Consider the following 19357-nt stretch of genomic DNA (forward strand, 5'->3'; position numbering starts at 1 on the left):
GCCGCCGCCGGGGCGGCTGTCAATCCGAATGAGATCGCGCCGTCTGTTAATTGTTTTTTATGAAATAATCATGCTGATTCATATTTAATTATTTGTTTTTACACAAAACACGCGGCGCTTGCCCTCACTGAATACAGTCACTACATTAACAACTGTACTTCCCATTCTGCTAAGGAAAACACCATGAAAGCTGCCGTAGTGACGAAAAACCATACCGTAGACATTCAGGATAAAGTGCTGCGCCCGCTGAAGCACGGCGAGGCGGCGTTGAAAATGGAGTGTTGCGGGGTGTGCCACACCGACTTGCACGTGAAAAACGGCGATTTCGGCGAGGTGCCGGGCATTACGTTGGGGCATGAGGGTATCGGCGTGGTCTCCGCCGTCGGTGAGGGCGTCACCTCGTTAAAAGTGGGTGACCGCGCCAGCGTCGCCTGGTTTTACCAGGGCTGCGGCCATTGCGAATACTGCGTCAGTGGCAACGAAACCCTGTGCCGTTCGGTGAAGAACGCCGGCTACAGCGTTGACGGCGGCATGGCGGAAGAGTGCATCGTGGTGGCGGACTACGCGGTGAAAGTGCCGGACGGGCTCGATTCTTTCGCCGCCAGCAGCATCACCTGCGCCGGGGTTACCACCTACAAGGCGGTGAAAATTTCCGATATCAAGCCGGGGCAGTGGATCGCCATCTATGGTCTGGGCGGTCTAGGCAACCTGGCGTTGCAGTACGCCAAGAACGTGTTTAACGCCAAAGTGATCGCCATCGACGTCAACGATGGCCAATTGGAATTCGCCAAACAGATCGGCGCCGATCTGACCATCAACTCCAAAACGCAAAATGCGGAGGAGATCATTCAGCAGCAAACCGGCGGCGCTCACGCGGCGGTGGTGACGGCGGTGGCGAAAGCCGCCTTCAACTCGGCGGTCAATGCGGTGCGCGCCGGCGGTAAAGTGGTGGCGGTGGGGCTGCCGCCGGAGAGCATGGATCTGAGCATTCCGCGCCTGGTGCTGGACGGCATTCAGGTGGTGGGTTCGCTGGTGGGCACGCGCGAAGATCTGAAAGAGGCGTTCCAGTTCGCCGCCGAAGGCAAAGTGACGCCGAAAGTGACTAAACGACCATTGGGCGATATCAATGCCATCTTCGACGAGATGAAGGCGGGCACCATCCGCGGTCGCATGGTGATCGATCTCGGCATGGCGAAATAAGCATCGCTAAAAAAGGCCACCCGCGGGTGGCCTTCTTGTTGTTATGCCCGGTTCAGAACAGGCCCAGCGGTTTGGCGTCGTAGCTGACCAGCAGGTTTTTCACCTGCTGATAGTGCGACAGCGCCGCCTTGTGGGTTTCACGCCCGATACCGGAGTTCTTGTAGCCGCCGAACGCGGCGTGCGCCGGGTACAGGTGATAGCAGTTGGTCCACACGCGCCCGGCTTTGATCGCGCGGCCCATGCGATAGGCGCGATTGATGTCGCGGGTCCACAGCCCGGCGCCCAGCCCGAACTCGGTGTCGTTGGCCAGCGCCAGAGCCTCAGCCTCATCCTTGAAGGTGGTGACGCCAATCACCGGCCCGAAGATCTCCTCGCGGAAGAAACGCATGCTGTTATTGCCGGTAATCAACGTCGGCTGCAGGTAGAACCCGTTTTGCACTTCGTCGCCACGCTGGGCGGGTTCGCCACCCACCACGATTTTTCCTCCCTCGTTTTTAGCGATGTCGATGTAGGACAGGATCTTGTCATACTGCTGTTTTGACGCCTGGGCACCGATCATGGTCTCGGTATCGAAGGGATCGCCCTGGCGGATGGTGGCGATGCGTGCCAGCACTTTCTCCATAAACTGCGGGTAGATGGATTCCTGGATCAACGCGCGTGAAGGGCAGGTGCATACCTCACCCTGGTTGAAGAAGCCGAGCACCAGCCCCTCAACCGCCTTGTCGATAAACTCCGGCTCCGCCTGCATGATGTCTTCAAAATAGATGTTCGGCGATTTTCCGCCCAGCTCGACGGTGCTGGGGATGATGTTCTCTGCCGCACAGGCGAGGATGTGGCGGCCGACCGGTGTGGAACCGGTGAACGCGATCTTCTCGATGCGTTTGCTGCGCGCCAGCGCTTCGCCGGCCTCGGCGCCGAAGCCTTGCACCACGTTGAGCACGCCCGGCGGCAGCAGGTCGCCAATCTCTTCCATCAGCACGCTGATGCCGAGCGGGGTCTGCTCCGCCGGTTTCAGCACCACGCAGTTACCGCCCGCCAGCGCCGGCGCCAGTTTCCAGGCGGCCATCAGCAGCGGGAAGTTCCACGGAATGATCTGGCCGACTACGCCCAGCGGCTCATAGATATGGTAGGCCACGGTGTTCTGGTCTATCTCTGCCGCGGTGCCTTCCTGCGCGCGCAGGCAACCGGCGAAGTAGCGGAAATGGTCGACCGCCAGCGGCAGATCGGCATTCAGGGTTTCGCGGATCGGTTTGCCGTTGTCCCAGGTTTCGGTCAGCGCCAGCATCTCCAGCCGCGACTCGATGCGATCGGCGATCGCCAGCAGCACGTTGGAGCGCTCCTGCACGCTGGTTTTGCCCCAGGCGTCCGCCGCCGCATGCGCCGCGTCGAGCGCCAGTTCGATGTCTTTGGCGTCGGAACGCGGGAATTCGGCGATCGGCTGGCCGGTCACCGGCGAGGTGTTGGTGAAGTAGTTGCCGGATACCGGTTCGACGAATTTGCCGCCAATGTAGTTGCCATAGCGTTTGCGAAACGAGACCAGCGAGCCAGGCAAACCGGGGTGGACATATTTCATGTGAAGCACCTCTCTGCAGATGATAACCGGCGCTATTGCGCTGCGCCTGTGAGTGCGGCATGCCGCCGCAGCAGGGAGAAGCACGCCCCGTGCCAGATTGATGCATGGCGAAGGCGCTCGTTAAAAGATCTTACTTATTAGAGTGTTAAAAACGAATGTGGCTTGGCGAATCGAGCGACTCCACCGCCGGCGATGATTTTTTGTGTCCCGTGTCGCAACGCCTGGTACACATCTGTGATACATATTTGCAACACTCGCGAACGGGGGAGAAACGCATGTTGCCTGACGACCGCTTGCCCACTGAGGGCGCCAGTTTGTTGACCCACCCGCTGGCGGAATCCTGGCAGCGCAGCCGGGGCTACGGCCTGGCGCGCGCCGACCAGCATATCTCGTTCATCAAAGCCGGGTTGCTCGAAGAGCGGCGCAGCCGCAACGACTGGGTGCCGCAACGGGTGCAGCCGCTGATCGAGCAGCTGGGCGCGCAAATTACGCGCCAGCCCGCCATTGTGGTCATTGCCGACGCCGACGGGCTGGTGCTGGAAACCCGCGGCAACACCGATTTTCTGCATAAGGCATCGCGCTTTGCGCTGGCGCCGGGCAACCCGTGGGGAGAAGCGGAGCGGGGCACCAACGCCATCGGCACCGCGCTGGCGCTGGGCGCGTTCTGCGAAGTGCGCGGCGACCAGCATTATCTCAATCAAAATGCCGGATTGAACTGCACCGCCGCGCCGATCTACCGACCGGATGGCCACATTGCCGGGGTATTGGATCTTTCCGCACCCGCGCAGCGGCCGTATCGCGATGCACAGCGTCTGATCATGCAGGCGGTGCGACATATCGAACACCGCTGGGTCAGAAGTGCGATCGCCGATCGTCACTGGACGCTGCGCCTGCACGCCGACGCCGGGAGCCTGGGCAGCGCGCAGGAGCTGCTGCTGGTGTTTCACGACGAAGTGCTGGTCGCCGCCAATCGGCTGGCGATGCTGGAGTTCCAGCTTTCACCGGCCGCATTCGGCGCGGTTGAGTTCGCCCAGCTTTTCCCCGACCTGCTGCGACATCCCTCCGGCGCACCGCACCAGACGCTGGCCGGCAATCAACGGCATTATTATTCGCTGCTTGAGGCGCCGCAGCGCCGCGTCAGCGCCCTGCGTTCTGCACCGCCGGCGCAAAGACATGACGAGCAGCATCAGAAAGCGCTGCGCATTCTCAACGCCGGCCTTTCCCTGTGCGTGACCGGTGAAACCGGCTGCGGCAAGGAGCACTTCAGCCGACACCTGTTTCAAGAGAGCCGCTGGCGTAACGGCAACTTCGTGGCGATCAACTGCGCGGCGCTGCCTGAGCCGCTGATCGAGTCCGAGCTGTTCGGCTATGCCCCGGGGGCGTTTACCGGCGCCAACCCGAAAGGGTATATCGGCAAGATCCGCGAGGCGGACGGCGGCGTGCTGTTCCTCGATGAAATCGGCGACATGCCGGCGGGCCTGCAGACGCGGCTGCTGCGGGTGTTACAGGAAAAAACGGTCACGCCGCTCGGCAGCCGCAGCGCTTATCCGGTCGATTTCGCGCTGGTCTGCGCCACACACCACGATCTGCATCGGCAGGTACAGGCGGGGGCATTTCGCGAGGATTTGCTGTACCGCATACAGGAATACAGCCTGCGCATTCCGCCGCTCAGAGAGCGGGCGCAGCTGGAAGCCTTCATTTTGCAGCTGTGGCGAGAGCTGGGCGGCGAGCGGCGCGACATTCGCCTGCTGCCGGAGGCGCTGGCGATGCTGGCGCGCTACCCGTGGCCCGGCAATGTGCGGCAGCTGTTGAGTACGCTCAAGGTGCTGCTGGCGCTGGCGGACGATCATGCGGTGCTCACTCTGGACGATCTGCCGCAGTCCATCGCGGTGCTGGCGCCGCGCCAAGAGAATGCCGATACCGACCAGGAGGATCTGCAGGCGGCGATCGACACGGCGGGCGGCAATCTCAGCCGGGCGGCGAAGGCGCTCGGCGTTTCGCGCAGCACGCTGTACCGCAAGCTGGGAAGGCAGAAAGCGGTAGCGGAATGAAACGTCACGACCGATCATCAATAGCCGGCCCCTCGATGCGGGGCCGGTTCACGCCTTAGTCCCCCAGCCCCGGCGGGTTAATCTCGGAATGGGCGATCTTTTCGTCACTTTCCGCCCAGCGATCCAGCACCTGCAGATAGCTGCCGTTGGCGATGGCGCCGTTGATCGAAGCCTGCACCGCGTCCACCAGGCCGTTGCCTTTCTTCAGCGTGACGGCGATGTTGGCGGTCTTCGGCCAGCCGCCGGGCACGATGCCCACCAGCCGGGTCTTGCCGGTCAGCCGCGCCTGATAGGCGCCGGAGACGTTGGGGCCGAAGGTGGCGTCGGCGCGGCCGGACTGAATGGCCAGCGTGGAGGCGGCCTTGTCGGTGACGTACACCGGTTGCAGCGGCGCCAGTCCCTTGGCGCGGTTCTCCTTGTCCCAGGCCAGCAGCACCGCTTCCTGATTGGTGCCGGAATCGACGATGATCTTTTTGCCGGCGATATCCGGCGCGGTGTTGATCTGGATGATTTTACTGTCGGATTTGACGTAGAACCCCAGCGTATCCTGGCGATAGGTGGCGAAATCGAATTTGGTCTTGCGTTCATTGGTCACGGTGATGTTGTACACCGCGGCGTCATATTTGCCGGAGGCCACCCCCAGCGGCCAGTCTTCCCACGAGGTGGGCACCAGCTTGAGTTTCAACCCCAAACCGTCGGCCACCAGGCGCGCGATGTCCGCCTCGCTGCCGATCACCGTTTTATTGTCGCGCGCGTACAGGCCGAACGGCGGGCCGCTGCCCAGCAGGGAAATGGCCACCGTCAGCGTACCGGGCTCCACGAACTTGAAACCTGCGGGGATTTTGGCGACCGCCTCGGCGTTCTTCACCGTATGGATCGGGGTTTCGTTGGCGACGATATCCACCCCTGGCGCGGCAGCGGCGGAAAAACTCAGCAGCGCCGCCATCACTATCATCTTTTTGCTATCTATCATTATGTTAATTACCTTCATTATTAGAATTTTCACTGGGTCGTTGCACTATCTCTGAAGGCTAAAGGTCTGTGAACGAATAAAATTAACTATTCAATCTTGGAAAAATCATGATGCGCCGCCGGCGCTGAGACATCGAGGACGAACCATTCTGTGGGCGCCGTTCGGCGAACAACGGCCGTGAAGGCGGCGGCGCTCAACGCCGCCACTCGGTTTACGCCGGATGCGCGTGATTCTCGTTGCCGCCAATCGCCAGATAATCCGTGTAGATTTGCGGCGCGCCGGAGAACGACGCCAGTGTTTTCCACTCGTCGTACATCCGTTCGGTATCCTGATGCTCCGCCACGAACCTGAGCGCTTGCTCGGTTGAGACGTCGAGATCTGGATGGAATGCGTTGAGCGACGCCAGGCTTTCAATGATCAGCATCACCGCGTACTGGTCCAGGCGGTTGCCGCTCTGGCCCTTCAGCAGGTGAAACTTCCAGCCTGGGTAGTCTTGCACGCGGTGGATGTTGTCGGTGATGAATCGTTCAAACCGCTGGGGCGAGACACGCGCTTTGAGCGCCAGGTTATGAATGCCGACGACACGTTGAATGCGCTCCTGTCCCGGTTGGTAGCGGTAATTGGGGCCGGGAGGCAACGAACTGCGACTATTCTCCGCCACCAGGCTGTAACAGGTGTAAAGGGTCGGCAGTTCGGCGAAGGTCGCGAAGGTTTTCCACTCCTCAATCAGTGCAGCTGCCTCCGGGCGCTGCCGCCAAAAGGCGTGCGCCTCATCGGTCAGCTCGCCGTTGCCGTCGATATAGCGTGCGTAGGTGGCGGCGTCCTTAGCCTGATAAACCATCAGGTACTGATTTTCACGTTCGCCGCGCAGGCCGCGCAGCAGCGTCCATTGCCAGCCGGGGTAGGCTGGGATGGCGACGCCTTTGCGGCGAACGAAATCCTCAAAGCGATCCGAGGCGATGCCTCTTTTCAGGTTGATCCCCACGTAGTGCAGGGAGAAAACCGGCGTTGTTGATACATTCATTTAACGATCCTCGCAAATTGAATCAGTGAGATGAGCGCGTCACGGCTCTGGCGCTGATGCTGACCAGCACCAGGCAGATCAGCGTGCAACCGAAAGCCAAAGTCAGAGAGGTGTACTTGGCGATAAAACCGATCAGCGCCGGGCCGGTTAATAAACCGATATAACCGACCAGCGTTACGGCGGGAAACGCCTGGCCAGGCGGTACCTGCTTTTGATTGCCGACGGCGTTGAACAGAATGGGAACGATGTTGGCGATGCCCAGGCCGACCAGCATCAGCCCGACGAAGGCGGACCAGGCCAGAGGGACGCTGACGGTCAACAGCAATCCCGTTGCGGCGCACAGGCTGCCGAACAGCAGAGTGCGGTAGCGCCCGATGGTGCCGATCAGCCGGTCGCCACACAGTCGCCCGCAAGCCACGGCGACGGCATACAGCGTGAACCCCATCCCAGCCTGCGATTTGGCCACGCCGCGTTCGGCATGAAGGAATAACGCCGACCAGTCGAGCATCGCCCCCTCGGTCAGGAACACGAAGAAACAGAGCAGTGCGATAAACAGGATCTTACCGTGGGCCAGTGCCCACCGCGCGCTGCCCCGTCGCCGTTCGCCGATGCCGCCGTACGTGAGCAAGTCGCCGGCGACGATCGGCAACAGGATCGCGATGAGAATGGCGATCAGGCCGATGGCCAGGGCCGGGGCGAGGCCCGCCAGCAGCAACAGACTGACGCCGCCGGCGCCGGCAATGCCGCCAAGGCTGTAGAAGCCGTGAAAACCGGACATTTTCGCCTGGCCGCTCTCCCGCTCGACGATTATCGCCTGTGAGTTCATCGCCACATCCATGATGCCGTTGACGGCGCCAAATACCCCCAATGCCGCCCCCATCAGCAGCGGAGCATCGATTAACGCCAACAACGGCAAGTCGATGCACAGCAAGGCGCCTGCACCCAGCAACACGGTGCGGCACCCCAGCTTGGCGATCAGATAACCGGCGAAGGGCATGATCGCCATGGAGCCGGCGGCGAGGCAAAACAGCAGCAAACCGAGCGTGCCGTCATCGATGCCCAACCGTGCTTTTACGAAAGGGATCAGCGGCGCCCAGGCGGCCATGCCCAACCCGGCGAGGAAGAATATCGCTCGGGTGGCGATTTGCCGGCGATGATTCTCCGTGGCCTCACCGGTTAGCCAATGCAGCATCATGACGATCGGCTCTGTGCGACGGACAGATAGTCGGTATAAATTTGCGGCGAACCGGAAAATGACGCCAGTTGCTTCCACTCTTCATACATCTGTTTGGTGTCGCGATGCGCTTTGGCGAAGGTTGTCGCTTCGGCGGTGGCGATGTCGGGTTCCGGGTAGAACACGTCCAGCGCCGCCAGGCTGGCGATTTCCATCATGACCGCGTACTGGTCGAGCCGATTGCCGCGCTCTCCCTTGAGCAAATGAAACTTCCAGCCCGGATAATCTTCAATGCGATGGTGATTCTCGGCGATAAAACGTTCGAACTGCGCCGGCGTCACGCCCTCGCGCAGCGCCAGATTGTGGATGCCGATAATGCGTGCTTCGGGTGCCTCTCCGGGCCGTTCTTGAAAACGCGGGCCACTCGGCACGTCACTTCTTTCATTCTCCGCCAGCAGACGATAATCGCTGAACAGCGTCGGCAGCAGACTGTAGGTGCCCAGTTTTCGCCATTCGGCGAGGATTTCCTGCGCATCGGCATGCTGACGCCAGAATTCGTGCGCTTGCGCCGTTCTCTGTCCGGTAGCGGTAACGTAACGATCGCGCTGCTCGGGGCTGTCAATCTCGTACAGCATCAGGTATTGCCCGACGCGCTCGCCGCGCAGGCCGCGCAACAACGTCCAGCGCCAGCCGGGATAACAGGGGATATGTACGCCTTTTTCGCGGACAAAGGTTTCAAACTGTTGTTGCGTTACGCCGGCTTCGGTATCGATGCCGATGTAATAGAAGCTGAATACCGGTTTAGGTTTGGAGGCGGTTGTGGTCATCATTCACTCCTGATGGGGGAATTCTGCGGAAAATTGGGTATTGATAATGGCTTCAACCAGCGTGACGCCGATGGGCGTTAGCCTGACGCACGGGCCATCGACGGTGACCAACGCTTTATCCACCAAAGTTTTCAACGTGTGGTGGATGACCGGGTTAGCAAACAGACTGTTGCCGTCAAAGCGCCGTTTAAACACCCGATCGTCCACCGGCAGCAAGGTGGAGAGCGCCATTTTGAAAGCGTTCACTTCGCGCTGGATCGGAGAGAAACCGCGGCTTTCCTCGATGGGCAGCCGATCTTCGTTGAGCGCGTCCTTGTATTTCTTGTAACCGGTGAGGTTGATGGCTTCGGATCGCGTCGATTTGGAACTGCCGCCCAAACCGATCGCCACTTCCGGATACTGTTTGTCGAGATCGGTGATCAGCGCCTTCCACTTTTCCGGTTGTTGATCATTGCGGTGAAAGTACATGGTGGGGTGTTCGGTATAGCCGTCGTTCAGGTATCTTTCGACCAGTTCGCGCATTTGGTACTGCTTGCCCAATCCTGGGAAGCGCATGTTATTGACACTGATCAGCCCCTTTTTCTGCCACAGGCTTTCGCGTTCGCCCGAGACGCCGGTGCGATTTTTAATAAACTCATCCATGTGCAGCTTGGTGCAGACGACATGTGACAGATCCAGCGCAAGGGTCTTTTCCATGTCGTATTTTACGTCGTCCACGCTTTGCCCCAGCATGCCATAGATGAGATCCACGCTGACCCAATCGATGCCGAGTGCACGCGCATGATAAATGGTTTCCACGCATTCCTCGGCCGAATGCATGCGCCCGCAGGCGGTGATGATGTCATCATTGAAGGACTGGGTACCGAAGCTGATTTTGCTGAAGCCGAGCTCTTTCAACAGCGTCAGATAGGCTTTATTCAGGGTGCCTGGCTCTCCTTCGAAACGCAGGGTGGCGTTGGCGAAGTTAAAGTGGCTGTAGTAGAAGGCCATCATACGGCGTAGTTCCGGCTCCGGCAGCAGGGACGGCGTGCCGCCGAAGACGTTGAACTCGCCGATTTCCACCTCGGCCAGGCTGGGCACGCGCGCCAGCCACATTCGAGCCTCTTTGATATTGAAGTCGACCAAATCGCGGAATACCTCCTGAGAGGCGGGCGCCTTGGGATTGAGTATCACCGTGGGGTACTGGCAAAAATGGCAGCGATAGCGGCAGGTTGGGATATAGGCCCAGAGATGGATTTTGCCCGCCTGACGAATGTCGGCTTCCATGTCGGTAAAAAACGCGGACAGCGGATAGTCGACGATATCGCCGGGGAACACGTGACAGCCGAACGGATCCTTATGCACATACTCCAGAAAGGCCCGGTTTTGCGGTTGCGCCAGGAAAGCGTTCACCTGCGGCGTAGGGTAGTTTTCATCGATATCCAATAACGATTGCAAGGCTTCGTCATTCATCAGAAGACCCCTCCATTACCGAAATAGTTATGTGCTTCGCCGGACTCGCGGTCTTCACAGAAGTAATAAACAAAGCGGGGGAAATCATCGTCGTTGACCGCGTCGAAACAGGCCGGCAATGTGGGCGGGAAACCGATATCGTCACCGACGGCGCGGCGCATGACGGCAAACAGCGCATCGCGAAACTCAAGGTAGAGCCGATAGGCGGGGGTTTTGTAGGCATGAATTGGTTTGAAATCGATGATGCGCATCTCGTGTTTCAGTTCGTGAATGCGGCGGTAGAGGCGGTCGGCCAGCGGGCCGGAGAAGAAATCGCGCACTTCGCTGTTTTCCAACAGCAGATACGGGTTGAGCAGCACGGGCAGTAAGATATTCTTGGGCGTGTAGTCCTTGACCGAGTAATCCCAGGCCAGTTTCGCCTCCGCCGGTGTGGCGTCCGCCAGTACGGTTTTCTGCCGCTCAACGTCCGGCCGGACGTCTTTCATGATAATGATGCCGTCTTTGCCGTAGGCGATGCCGTTGATTACCTCGTCGAGGAGGGTGTCGACCCGACGGCTGTTGATCTCAACGTAAGCATGCCGGGCGTAAACCGGTTTGCCGCCGTAGGCGATAACCTTAATGCCGAAATCCCAGTCGTCGGACAGGTGCTCGACAAAACGACCGTTGTTGAGCTGATAGAAGATTTCAATGCCGCCTACCGCGTCATACAGGCTGCGCTCCACCCCGAACCCTTTGCCGTCGGGGAAGCCGCCGAACAGGGAGAATGAGAATTCGCGCAGACGCAGCGTTTTTTGGATCTCGCGGAACAGGTTGGGGCGTTGCTCAAAATCTACGGGGTTGTAGTAATAGTTGCAGGTGCCCAGGTCACCTTGTTGATCGAGCATGGTATTCACCAGTTCGTAAAGCCAAAATGTATCCACGGTGCAATCGGCATCGGCGGAAACGATATAGTGCTTGCGTTTTTTTCCCAGCCGGCTATCGCGGGCTTTGGATCGCAGCGACGCATAATCCATACCGCGTTTTCTGGCCGAAGAGACCCCCTGTACCTTCTCGTCGATAACAAGAATATCCATAACCGGATGTCTTTCACTAAAAGCATTTATTTTAGCGACGGAGTCATCGGTGGAGTTATTATCGACAATAATCAGCTCGTAAGTGTCGTGGGTGATTAATTCATTCTTGGTATTCTGATTGAATAGAGAAAGCAAAACCGCCTCGATACGGTCGCTTTCATTATAAACGGGCAGTACGACAGACACAAAAACAGTATCACGCATAAATCCTCCAGGGCTAATGAAAGTCCACAGTTAGAAATGGCTTGTCTGAAAGTGAAGTGTCACATCAAGTGATATCGACGTTTAACTAATATTTAAATATTCCATGACGTTGTTTGACAGTACTCGTTTTCCCAGCGTGAAATTGTTTTCCGCTACGCGTCTCATTTTTTCTTTGTTATTAATAAATTGATAGAGTTCGTCGACGAATTCGTCACTTGGCAAACCGTCGTGCAACTCAGAGATCGTCATGATAGGGGCTTCAAAGCCGTGCTGGCCATAGACCTCATGGTAATACTCGTAGCTGGTGGCGATATAGCAGCGCCGGCAGCTGACCGCTTCGCCAATGGGATTGCCGTAGCTGTCATAGTCATATGAGGTGAGAAAAGAGACCAAATCGCAGGAGTAATAGAGATCTTCTATGCAAAGCGCATCACTTTGCGAACGCATACTGGCATGGGGAAGCATGCCGACAAATTTGACGTAGGGGAGAACTTGCAGTTCCTGCGCCAATTTGGCGAGCTGCAAATAACATGATGGATCCTCATATTCATTGCCGGCGATCGCCAAATAGACGCGGCGAACGTTGTTGTTACGTATAAATAAAGCGTTAAGCCTGCTGACCAGTACAATATCTCGGTCTAATCTTTTCTGGGGGATTATACGGGTGGTTCTGGCAATGAGAATGTCATTTTCACTTATATTAATCTGCTTTCTGAAGTTTATCCTTTCGAGACTTTCCGAGAAATCATAGGTGTTTTTCTTTACCTCGACATGGACATCATGGTTGCACCAGGCCTCAAGCTTCTGCTTCAGATCGTGATTGAGCGTGACATAGGTAATGTATTTTGAAGCGATAGGTTTGATGGCGTGAGAATAAGGTGGGGGGCCGTATTTGAGCACCTTTTTTTCACTGTTCCACATCAGGTCATGATCGCGCCATATCACGAAACGTGTCAATTGATAGCGTCGGCCATAGTCTTCTATCGCAAGATACAGTGCCTTGGTATAGATAATGTTTTCCGGCAGCGTGCCGTTTTCCACCACCACATGGCTGATCGCAAGCGCTTCCCATTGGGCGATGAGGCGATCCGCAAGTTGCCGTGCCGCCAGCGCAATAGTGCGCAACAAGCCGGCTTTTTCTTCATCGTCAATGGGCGTTTTCTGGCCGATCAGCGCCGCGTGTGCGTAGTCCAGAAAGGCGGGGTGATAGTCCGGAATCGACGTGATGCCGTCCAGGCGGACAAGCGTAAAGACATCCCGGTAAATATCATGCTCATGTCTATAGGATTTATTAAAGTTTCCCTTATCAATCTTGATGTCGTATCCCAGATCAAGATATGACCGAAATCCACATGCTTGCAGTCGTTTGGCAATCTTCATTGCTTCTACCGTGATCCCTGAGACCGAGACGGCATCGAACGAAATGAACATTGCATTCTTCTCTTGCCTAGCGTGCATCGCAGAACCTCCTGCCATTGAGTAGTGCATTGATTTGGATTAACTATTTTTTAACAAGTCTCCGGTAACGTTCCCAATTGAGTGGAAAAAAAATCGCTTTGACGCTCTGGAATACACTCAAATCCGACAGAACGGAAGCTTAACCGTTCAAAAATGTAAAGATACGTTTATGCTTTGTGAGGGTTCTCACAAATATCTCGGTGCGGGAGTGGTGAAAAAACAGTGGGAAATATGGGGGCAAAGCCCCCGAATACAGAATAGGCGGTGCCTGGTTTAACGATTCGTTATACCGCCTTTGGCGGGTTGTCGTATCGCCTGCAGCATTTCGGGCACGCGCTGGGATTCCACCGCCCGGCTGAACAGAAAACCCTGGCCAATATGGAAACCGGCTTCGCACAGCGTTTGCCGCTGTTGCTCGGTTTCCACGCCCTCGGCGATGATATCGATCGACAGCTTCTGACCGAGGATGCCGATGCTTTCCACGATCGCCAGGATCGCCGGTTCGGTATTCATACGTTGAACGAAGTCGCAGTCCAGCTTAATGCAGTCCAGCGGATAATCCATGATATGGCTGAACGAGGAGTGGCCGGTGCCGAAGTCGTCCAGCGCGATGCGGATGCCCATCTCCTTGAGCATTTGCAACGCGCGCAGCACGTACTTCGAGCCGTGTTTGTTGAACGCGTGCTCGGTCACTTCCAGTTCGATCAGGTGGTGGGGAATGCTGAATTTCAGCAGGCGCTGCAGGAAAGTTTCGGCGTAGTTGTCGCGTAAAAACTCGATCGGCGACACGTTCAGCGAGATGGGCCGCACCGCCACGCCGGCCGCGCGCCAGCGGGCGATATCGGCGAAGACCTTCAGCTGCATGGCTTCGCTGATTTTGGTCGCCAGCTCGTAGTCGTTGAACGCCTCGCTCACCGTCGCCGGCAGCTGCACGCCGTTGATCGGGCAGTGCCAGCGCAGTAAGGCTTCAAAGCCGACGATGCTGCCGTCGATGAGGCTGACCTTCGGTTGGTAGCTGGGGCGGATGCAGTTGTCGCGCACGATCTGGCGCGCGTAGTTGAGCTGGCTGGCGCGGGCGCGCGCCTTGTCCATCATCTTACGGTCGAACATATAGACGCCGCCGCGGCCGCCGTCTTTCAGCTCATACAGCGCGGTATCGGCGCATTTCATCAGTTCCGAAGCGTCGCGGGCGTCTTTGGGATAGATGGCGCCACCGATGCTCATGCCGCAATGCAGCGTCTTGCCGCCGTGAGTGATCGGCGTCTCCAGCTGCAGCAGAAACTTGTTGGCGATGCGGAAAATATCCTGCTCGTTTTCGACGTCGCTGATCACGACGGCGAACTCATCGCCGCCGAGGCGAGAGACGAACGAGTGCGTATTCATGCAGATGCTGAGCCTTTTGCCCAAAACCCGCAGCAGATGATCGCCCGCCGCGTGGCCCAGCGTGTCGTTCACCAGCTTGAAGTGGTCAAGATCCAGCAGCATCAGCCCGAGCGACTTGTTACCGTGCAGGGCGCGCTTCATCTCTTGCTTCAGTTTCTTCTTGAATAAGCGCCGATTGGGCAGGCCGGTCAATTCGTCATATTCGCTGGCGAGCAACAGACGTTGTTCCATCACGCGTTGCGAAGTCACGTCACGCGAGACGCACAAGATCTCGGCCACGGTACCGCGTTCGTCGCTGACCGGCGTGAGAATGTTGTCCCAATGCTGTTTTTTACCCTGCGGCGTCACGCTCAATCCCGTGAAGCGCGCATTTTTTCCGGATCTGACGCTGCGCAGCGCCTTGCGGCCGCGGCGCCGGATCTCGGGTGACAGCAGGCCCAGCCAGGGCATGCCAAACTCTTTTTGCGCCGGATCAAGACCGAGCGCCAGGCTGCCGGAACGGTTCATGTGGCGCAGCGTGCCGTCGTGATTGATCACTTTGATGCAGTCGACGCTGGCGTCCAGCATGTCTTGCTGGATAGAGAGCGTCTGAACATTTTTCTGGCGCTGCAGCATTTGCGGATGGATGTCGGTCGCCGTGAGGTACCAGCTGGGCTCCAGCGCCATGCCGTCCTGCCGGGCGTTAAACGCCAGCATAAACCAACGGTAGGTGCCGCTGCGATCGCGCAGGCGTGCCTCGCCGGCGAACGAGGAGAGGGCCACGATCGCCTGGCGCCATTGCGCCGCCAGCCGCTCGCGATCGTCGGGGTGAAGGGCATCGAGCCAGTCAGCGGCGCCGTGCTCACCGGTCATTGCGCCGGTATAGTCGCGCCACTGTTTATTAAAGTAGCCGCCAAGGCGGTTGCCGAAGCAAATCAGACCGGGCAAGTCGTCTACGATTTCGCTATAGAGAGCAATCGGATTTTTGTTATTGGTTTGCTTGGGCAACAGGGTCATGCGGCCTTTCCTCGGAAAATTACCCATATTCTCGCTCTATAGCAGAGCTTCTTTCAATATAGTCTTGCCAATGAAATTGGGAATAGCCAGCGGGTGCGGCTAAAAATAAGCCCGCTAGCATGGAATACATCCAGCGTGAACGCATTAGGAATACTCCTGTTATTTATAAGCCCCCCTTATATTGCAGCGAAAAATAAGTGATCGGACCACGGCGTGTTGTTGTCGTGAAAATTAACCATTCTTGATGTTTCTATAGGGCTAAATGTTCAGTCGCCATGATGCTCTCCCGAACGCTCTTCAGCGTGTTCTATGCGGTAACGCTGACAAAAAACGCAGCCCAGACGGTGATAAACGCCATTTTATGCACGTTTAAGCAGCCGCCTGCGCCCCTTCCCAGTTGGCTTATCTGAAGATACATGATGTAAATCAAGAAATGTTTTGTTTCATCTGTTGACACTTTGCTTACGTATAAGATAGCCTCGCGAATGAAAATCATTAACAAAATTGGATGATTAAGCGAGATGCACCCACTGTCTGATTCTCGCGCTCCGGCCAGATGGCCGAGCCGCTCCGGCGTAACGGCGCCGATAAACGTACATTCGCCCCCTGTTTGCCTCTCAGCGCCATAGGTGCCAGGCGCGGCGGCATACTCTTGTCTGCCCGCACAAGTTTTCGTCACTCAGCATGTCTTCTCATGCGGCCCGTATCGGGTCTGCATGCGCTATCTGTTGTTTCACTATCAAGGGAGGTCGCAGGGCGGTTCAAACGTAAGTTTTCTTCTGGGTATAAATAAACATGGAGCGTAAAATGAAACTTAATAGAAAATTGAAGTTAGCGTATTGCGTTTTTCTGGGTTGTTATGGCTTATCCATTCATTCTTCTCTTGCCGCTTATCAGGATCCCGGTCGGTTGGGCGCGCCTGACAGTTGGAAAACCGCTGAGTTTAACCGCCAATGGGGGCTTGAGGCTATTTCCGCCGAATTTGCCTATGCCAGAGGGTATACTGGAAAAGGCATAACCATCGGCATTATCGACAACGCCATTCTTTCCCATTCTGAATTCGCCGGCAAACTGACGCGATTGGATAACGGCAGTTATAATTTCTCGTACGATAAACAAGACAATATGTCTTTCGGCGATCACGGTACCCATGTAGCCGGTATTGCCGCAGCGAAAAGAGACGGCGGCGGTATGCACGGCGTGGCTTTCGACGCGGATATTATCGGCACCAAATTGAATGACTACGGTAACCGCAACGGCCGTGAGGCGTTGATTCAGAGCGCGGCTCGCGTCATCAACAACAGCTGGGGGATTGCACCGGACATTCGCCTTGATGCCAAAGGCGATATCATTTGGTTGCCGAACGGCAGGCCGGACTACGTGGCATTCGTAAAAAGCGAAGTGATCGGCGAGATGATGCGCAACAAAGCCAGTGTGGAATGGGGTAGCGAACAGCCGGTGCCTACCGGCGCGCACAGCGCGATGCCAACGCTGCTGCGGGCGGCCCGGCACGGTAAGCTGATCGTCTTCTCGGCAGGCAATTACAACAACTACAATATTCCCGAAGCGCAAAAATCGCTGCCTTACGCCTTCCCGGACGTCTTGAACAATTACCTGATCGTGACCAACCTGAGCGACGAAAACACGTTAAGCGTCTCTTCGACGAGCTGCGGGCAAACGGCCAGTTACTGCGTTTCTGCACCGGGCTCCGATATTTACAGCACCGTCGGCCGGCTGGAGTCCAATACCGGCGGCGCCGTTAATCGCGAAGCCTATAATAAGGGCGAGCTTTCGCTTAATCCCGGCTACGGCAATAAATCCGGCACCTCAATGGCGGCGCCGCACGTTACCGGCGTTGCCGCCGTATTGATGCAACGCTTCCCTTATATGAGCGCCGATCAAATATCCGCGGTAATTAAAACTACCGCCACCGATTTGGGTGTTGCCGGTATTGATAATCTGTTTGGCTGGGGACGTGTCAATTTACGTGATGCGATCAACGGCCCGAAAATGTTTATTACCCAAGAGGATATCCCGCAGGAATATTATGTACCGGGCTCCTACAGTGAAAAACAGTTCGTGGTGAATATCCCCGGTCTGGGAAATATCGTCGAACCCGGTACCTCTGTTGAGCGGCGATGCACGTCGAGCGAATGCGACTTCGATTCGTGGAGTAACGACATCAGCGGGCACGGCGGCTTGACCAAAACGGGCGCCGGCACGCTGGCGTTGTTGGGTAATAACACCTATCGCGGTGATACCTGGGTGAAACAGGGCGTGTTGGCGATCAACGGTTCGGTGGCCTCCAACGTCTATATCGAAAATAGCGGCACCTTGTCCGGTGAGGGTACCGTAGGCGCCTTCAGGGCGGTTCGGGGCGGCAGCGTCGCGCCGGGTAACGGCATCGGCACGCTGCATGTGTTGCACGACGCCATTTTTGATCGCGGTTCGCAGTATAACGTGGAAGTGGCTGACAATGGCCGCAGCGACAAGATCGACGCACGACGCGCGTTTCTCAACGGCGGCAGCGTGAACGTCAGCCTGGAGCACAGCAAAAACCTGCTGTCGCAGAATGAGGCGCAAAGTTTGTTGGGCAACAAATACACCATCCTGACGACGACGGACGGCGTCAACGGCCGGTTCGAAAACGCCAACCCAGCGTATCCGTTTGTTAATGTGACGCTGGATTATCAGGGTAATGACGTCGGCCTTGGCATCACCCGCACCGCCGCCCGTTTTGACACCCTGGCCAGCACTGAGAACGAAAAAGCGGTGGCCCGCGCGGTGGAAACGCTCAACGCGACGGAGCCGGTCACGGAAACGGTGAAGCGCAGCGTGGCTGCCCCTACCGCTGAGGCGCTAAACGCACTGCAAAGTGATGAAGGCAAAGCGCAAGCCGATACCGAAGATGCGGGCGTCGTAACCGGCCATCCGGTGTATGAAAGCTTCCTCGGCTTCACGTCGGCCAGAGAGCTGCAACAGGCGACCCGCCAACTGTCCGGCCAGGTCCATGCGGATATGGCTTCCGCCCAGATTAACGAAAGCCGTTACCTACGCGATGCCGCCACCGAGCGCTTGCGCCAGGCGGAAGGCCGCCGTATCGCTTCCGATATCAAGGCGGATGATAATGGGGCCTGGGCGAAACTGCTGGGCAACTGGGGGCATGCTTCCGGCAACGATAATGCCACCGGTTACCAAACGTCCACCTACGGCGTGCTGTTGGGTTTGGATGGCGAGCTGTTTGACGACGGCCGGCTTGGGGTAATGACCGGGTATACCCGCACCTCGCTGGACGGTGGTTATCAGTCAGATGCGCACAGCGACAACTACCATTTGGGGCTGTATGGCGACAAACGCTTCGGTGCGTTGGCGCTGCGGGCGGGGGGCACCTATACCTGGCATCGTATCGATACCTCACGCTCGGTGAACTACGGCGCACAGTCGGATCGCGAGAAGGCCAGCTATAACGCGCGCACCGGCCAGCTGTTTATCGAAAGCGGTTACGATTGGAGCAACGATGTGGCCAATCTGGAGCCATTCGCCAACCTGGCGTACACCCACTATCGGAATGAGGGGATCAGCGAGCAAGGCGGGGCGGCGGCGCTGCGCGGCGATAAGCAAAGCCAGTCTGCCACCGCGTCAACGCTGGGCCTGCGGGCCGATACCCAATGGCAGGCCGATAGCGTGGCGATCGCGCTGCGCGGCGAACTGGGCTGGCAGCATCAATACGGCAAGCTGGAGCGCAAAACGCAGCTGATGTTCAAACGTACCGATGCGGCGTTCGACGTGAACAGCGTGCCGGTTTCCCGCGATGGGGCGATTCTGAAAGCGGGCGTCGATGTTGCGGTAAACAAAAACGCCGTCTTGTCCCTTGGCTACGGCGGGCAGTTATCGTCAAACCACCAGGATAACAGCGTCAACGCCGGTCTGACCTGGCGCTTCTGATCGCGGTTAGCGTGCTTCACCCTA

General features: G+C 57.5%; 13 protein-coding genes. 3 read left to right on the forward strand and 10 right to left on the reverse strand.

All coding sequences use genetic code 11. The features are described 5' to 3' along the window. Positions 1-183: 183 nt before the first annotated feature. On the forward strand, positions 184-1200 hold the full coding sequence (gene adhP / locus FUU19_RS12055) for an alcohol dehydrogenase AdhP (protein WP_004928541.1): 1017 nt from the start codon (positions 184-186) through the stop codon (positions 1198-1200). Between the two features lie 52 nt (positions 1201-1252). On the opposite strand, the gene exaC is transcribed toward adhP, so the two are convergent. Continuing rightward, positions 1253-2773: an acetaldehyde dehydrogenase ExaC gene (gene exaC / locus FUU19_RS12060; RefSeq protein ID WP_110157812.1), complete on the reverse strand. Its 1521-nt coding sequence runs from the start codon at positions 2771-2773 to the stop codon at positions 1253-1255. Positions 2774-3048: 275 nt separating this feature from the next. Here exaC and FUU19_RS12065 point away from each other — a divergent pair, with 275 nt between their 5' ends. Continuing rightward, positions 3049-4824: a sigma-54-dependent Fis family transcriptional regulator gene (locus FUU19_RS12065; protein ID WP_230489765.1), complete on the forward strand. Its 1776-nt coding sequence runs from the start codon at positions 3049-3051 to the stop codon at positions 4822-4824. Between the two features lie 55 nt (positions 4825-4879). Here FUU19_RS12065 and FUU19_RS12070 read toward each other — a convergent pair whose 3' ends face one another. From FUU19_RS12070 to FUU19_RS12110, 9 genes are all read right to left on the reverse strand, one after another. Then, complete coding sequence (locus tag FUU19_RS12070) at positions 4880-5797, reverse strand: ABC transporter substrate-binding protein (protein WP_230489767.1); 918 nt, start codon at positions 5795-5797, stop codon at positions 4880-4882. A 211-nt stretch (positions 5798-6008) separates the two neighbouring features. After that, on the reverse strand, positions 6009-6821 hold the full coding sequence (locus tag FUU19_RS12075) for a hypothetical protein (protein WP_202669479.1): 813 nt from the start codon (positions 6819-6821) through the stop codon (positions 6009-6011). A gap of 22 nt (positions 6822-6843) precedes the next feature. Then, on the reverse strand, positions 6844-8016 hold the full coding sequence (locus tag FUU19_RS12080; protein WP_141968923.1) for an MFS transporter: 1173 nt from the start codon (positions 8014-8016) through the stop codon (positions 6844-6846). Then, on the reverse strand, positions 8013-8822 hold the full coding sequence (locus tag FUU19_RS12085; RefSeq protein ID WP_141972943.1) for a hypothetical protein: 810 nt from the start codon (positions 8820-8822) through the stop codon (positions 8013-8015). The genes FUU19_RS12080 and FUU19_RS12085 overlap by 4 nt, the downstream gene beginning before the upstream one ends. Positions 8823-8825: 3 nt before the next feature. Continuing rightward, entirely contained in the window at positions 8826-10274 is a 1449-nt protein-coding gene (locus FUU19_RS12090; protein ID WP_230489771.1) for a radical SAM protein, read from the reverse strand. Then, complete coding sequence (locus tag FUU19_RS12095; protein WP_202669480.1) at positions 10274-11551, reverse strand: glycosyltransferase family 2 protein; 1278 nt, start codon at positions 11549-11551, stop codon at positions 10274-10276. The genes FUU19_RS12090 and FUU19_RS12095 overlap by 1 nt, the downstream gene beginning before the upstream one ends. A gap of 81 nt (positions 11552-11632) precedes the next feature. Beyond that, positions 11633-12982: a glycosyltransferase family protein gene (locus tag FUU19_RS12100; RefSeq protein ID WP_230489772.1), complete on the reverse strand. Its 1350-nt coding sequence runs from the start codon at positions 12980-12982 to the stop codon at positions 11633-11635. Positions 12983-13282: 300 nt separating this feature from the next. Beyond that, positions 13283-15388 (reverse strand): putative bifunctional diguanylate cyclase/phosphodiesterase, encoded by a 2106-nt coding sequence (locus FUU19_RS12105; RefSeq protein ID WP_230489773.1) that lies wholly within the window; start codon positions 15386-15388, stop codon positions 13283-13285. 307 nt (positions 15389-15695) lie between these two features. Next, on the reverse strand, positions 15696-16067 hold the full coding sequence (locus tag FUU19_RS12110) for a hypothetical protein (RefSeq protein ID WP_197781509.1): 372 nt from the start codon (positions 16065-16067) through the stop codon (positions 15696-15698). Between the two features lie 230 nt (positions 16068-16297). On the opposite strand from FUU19_RS12110, the gene FUU19_RS12115 reads away from it, so the two are divergent. After that, positions 16298-19333, forward strand: coding sequence for an autotransporter domain-containing protein (locus FUU19_RS12115; protein WP_141968915.1), 3036 nt, complete (start codon positions 16298-16300; stop codon positions 19331-19333). Positions 19334-19357: the final 24 nt, after the last annotated feature.

The organism is Serratia montpellierensis (genome assembly GCF_020858655.1).
Classification (GTDB): domain Bacteria; phylum Pseudomonadota; class Gammaproteobacteria; order Enterobacterales; family Enterobacteriaceae; genus Serratia; species Serratia montpellierensis.

Bases quoted from the DNA above. Each gene is read 5' to 3' on its own strand.
- adhP (WP_004928541.1), top strand. From the start codon at position 184: ATGAAAGCTGCCGTAGTGACGAAAAACCATACCGTAGACATTCAGGAT.
- exaC (WP_110157812.1), bottom strand. From the start codon at position 2,773: ATGAAATATGTCCACCCCGGTTTGCCTGGCTCGCTGGTCTCGTTTCGC.
- FUU19_RS12065 (WP_230489765.1), top strand. From the start codon at position 3,049: ATGTTGCCTGACGACCGCTTGCCCACTGAGGGCGCCAGTTTGTTGACC.
- FUU19_RS12070 (WP_230489767.1), bottom strand. From the start codon at position 5,797: ATGATAGATAGCAAAAAGATGATAGTGATGGCGGCGCTGCTGAGTTTT.
- FUU19_RS12075 (WP_202669479.1), bottom strand. From the start codon at position 6,821: ATGAATGTATCAACAACGCCGGTTTTCTCCCTGCACTACGTGGGGATC.
- FUU19_RS12080 (WP_141968923.1), bottom strand. From the start codon at position 8,016: ATGATGCTGCATTGGCTAACCGGTGAGGCCACGGAGAATCATCGCCGG.
- FUU19_RS12085 (WP_141972943.1), bottom strand. From the start codon at position 8,822: ATGACCACAACCGCCTCCAAACCTAAACCGGTATTCAGCTTCTATTAC.
- FUU19_RS12090 (WP_230489771.1), bottom strand. From the start codon at position 10,274: ATGAATGACGAAGCCTTGCAATCGTTATTGGATATCGATGAAAACTAC.
- FUU19_RS12095 (WP_202669480.1), bottom strand. From the start codon at position 11,551: ATGCGTGATACTGTTTTTGTGTCTGTCGTACTGCCCGTTTATAATGAA.
- FUU19_RS12100 (WP_230489772.1), bottom strand. From the start codon at position 12,982: ATGTTCATTTCGTTCGATGCCGTCTCGGTCTCAGGGATCACGGTAGAA.
- FUU19_RS12105 (WP_230489773.1), bottom strand. From the start codon at position 15,388: ATGACCCTGTTGCCCAAGCAAACCAATAACAAAAATCCGATTGCTCTC.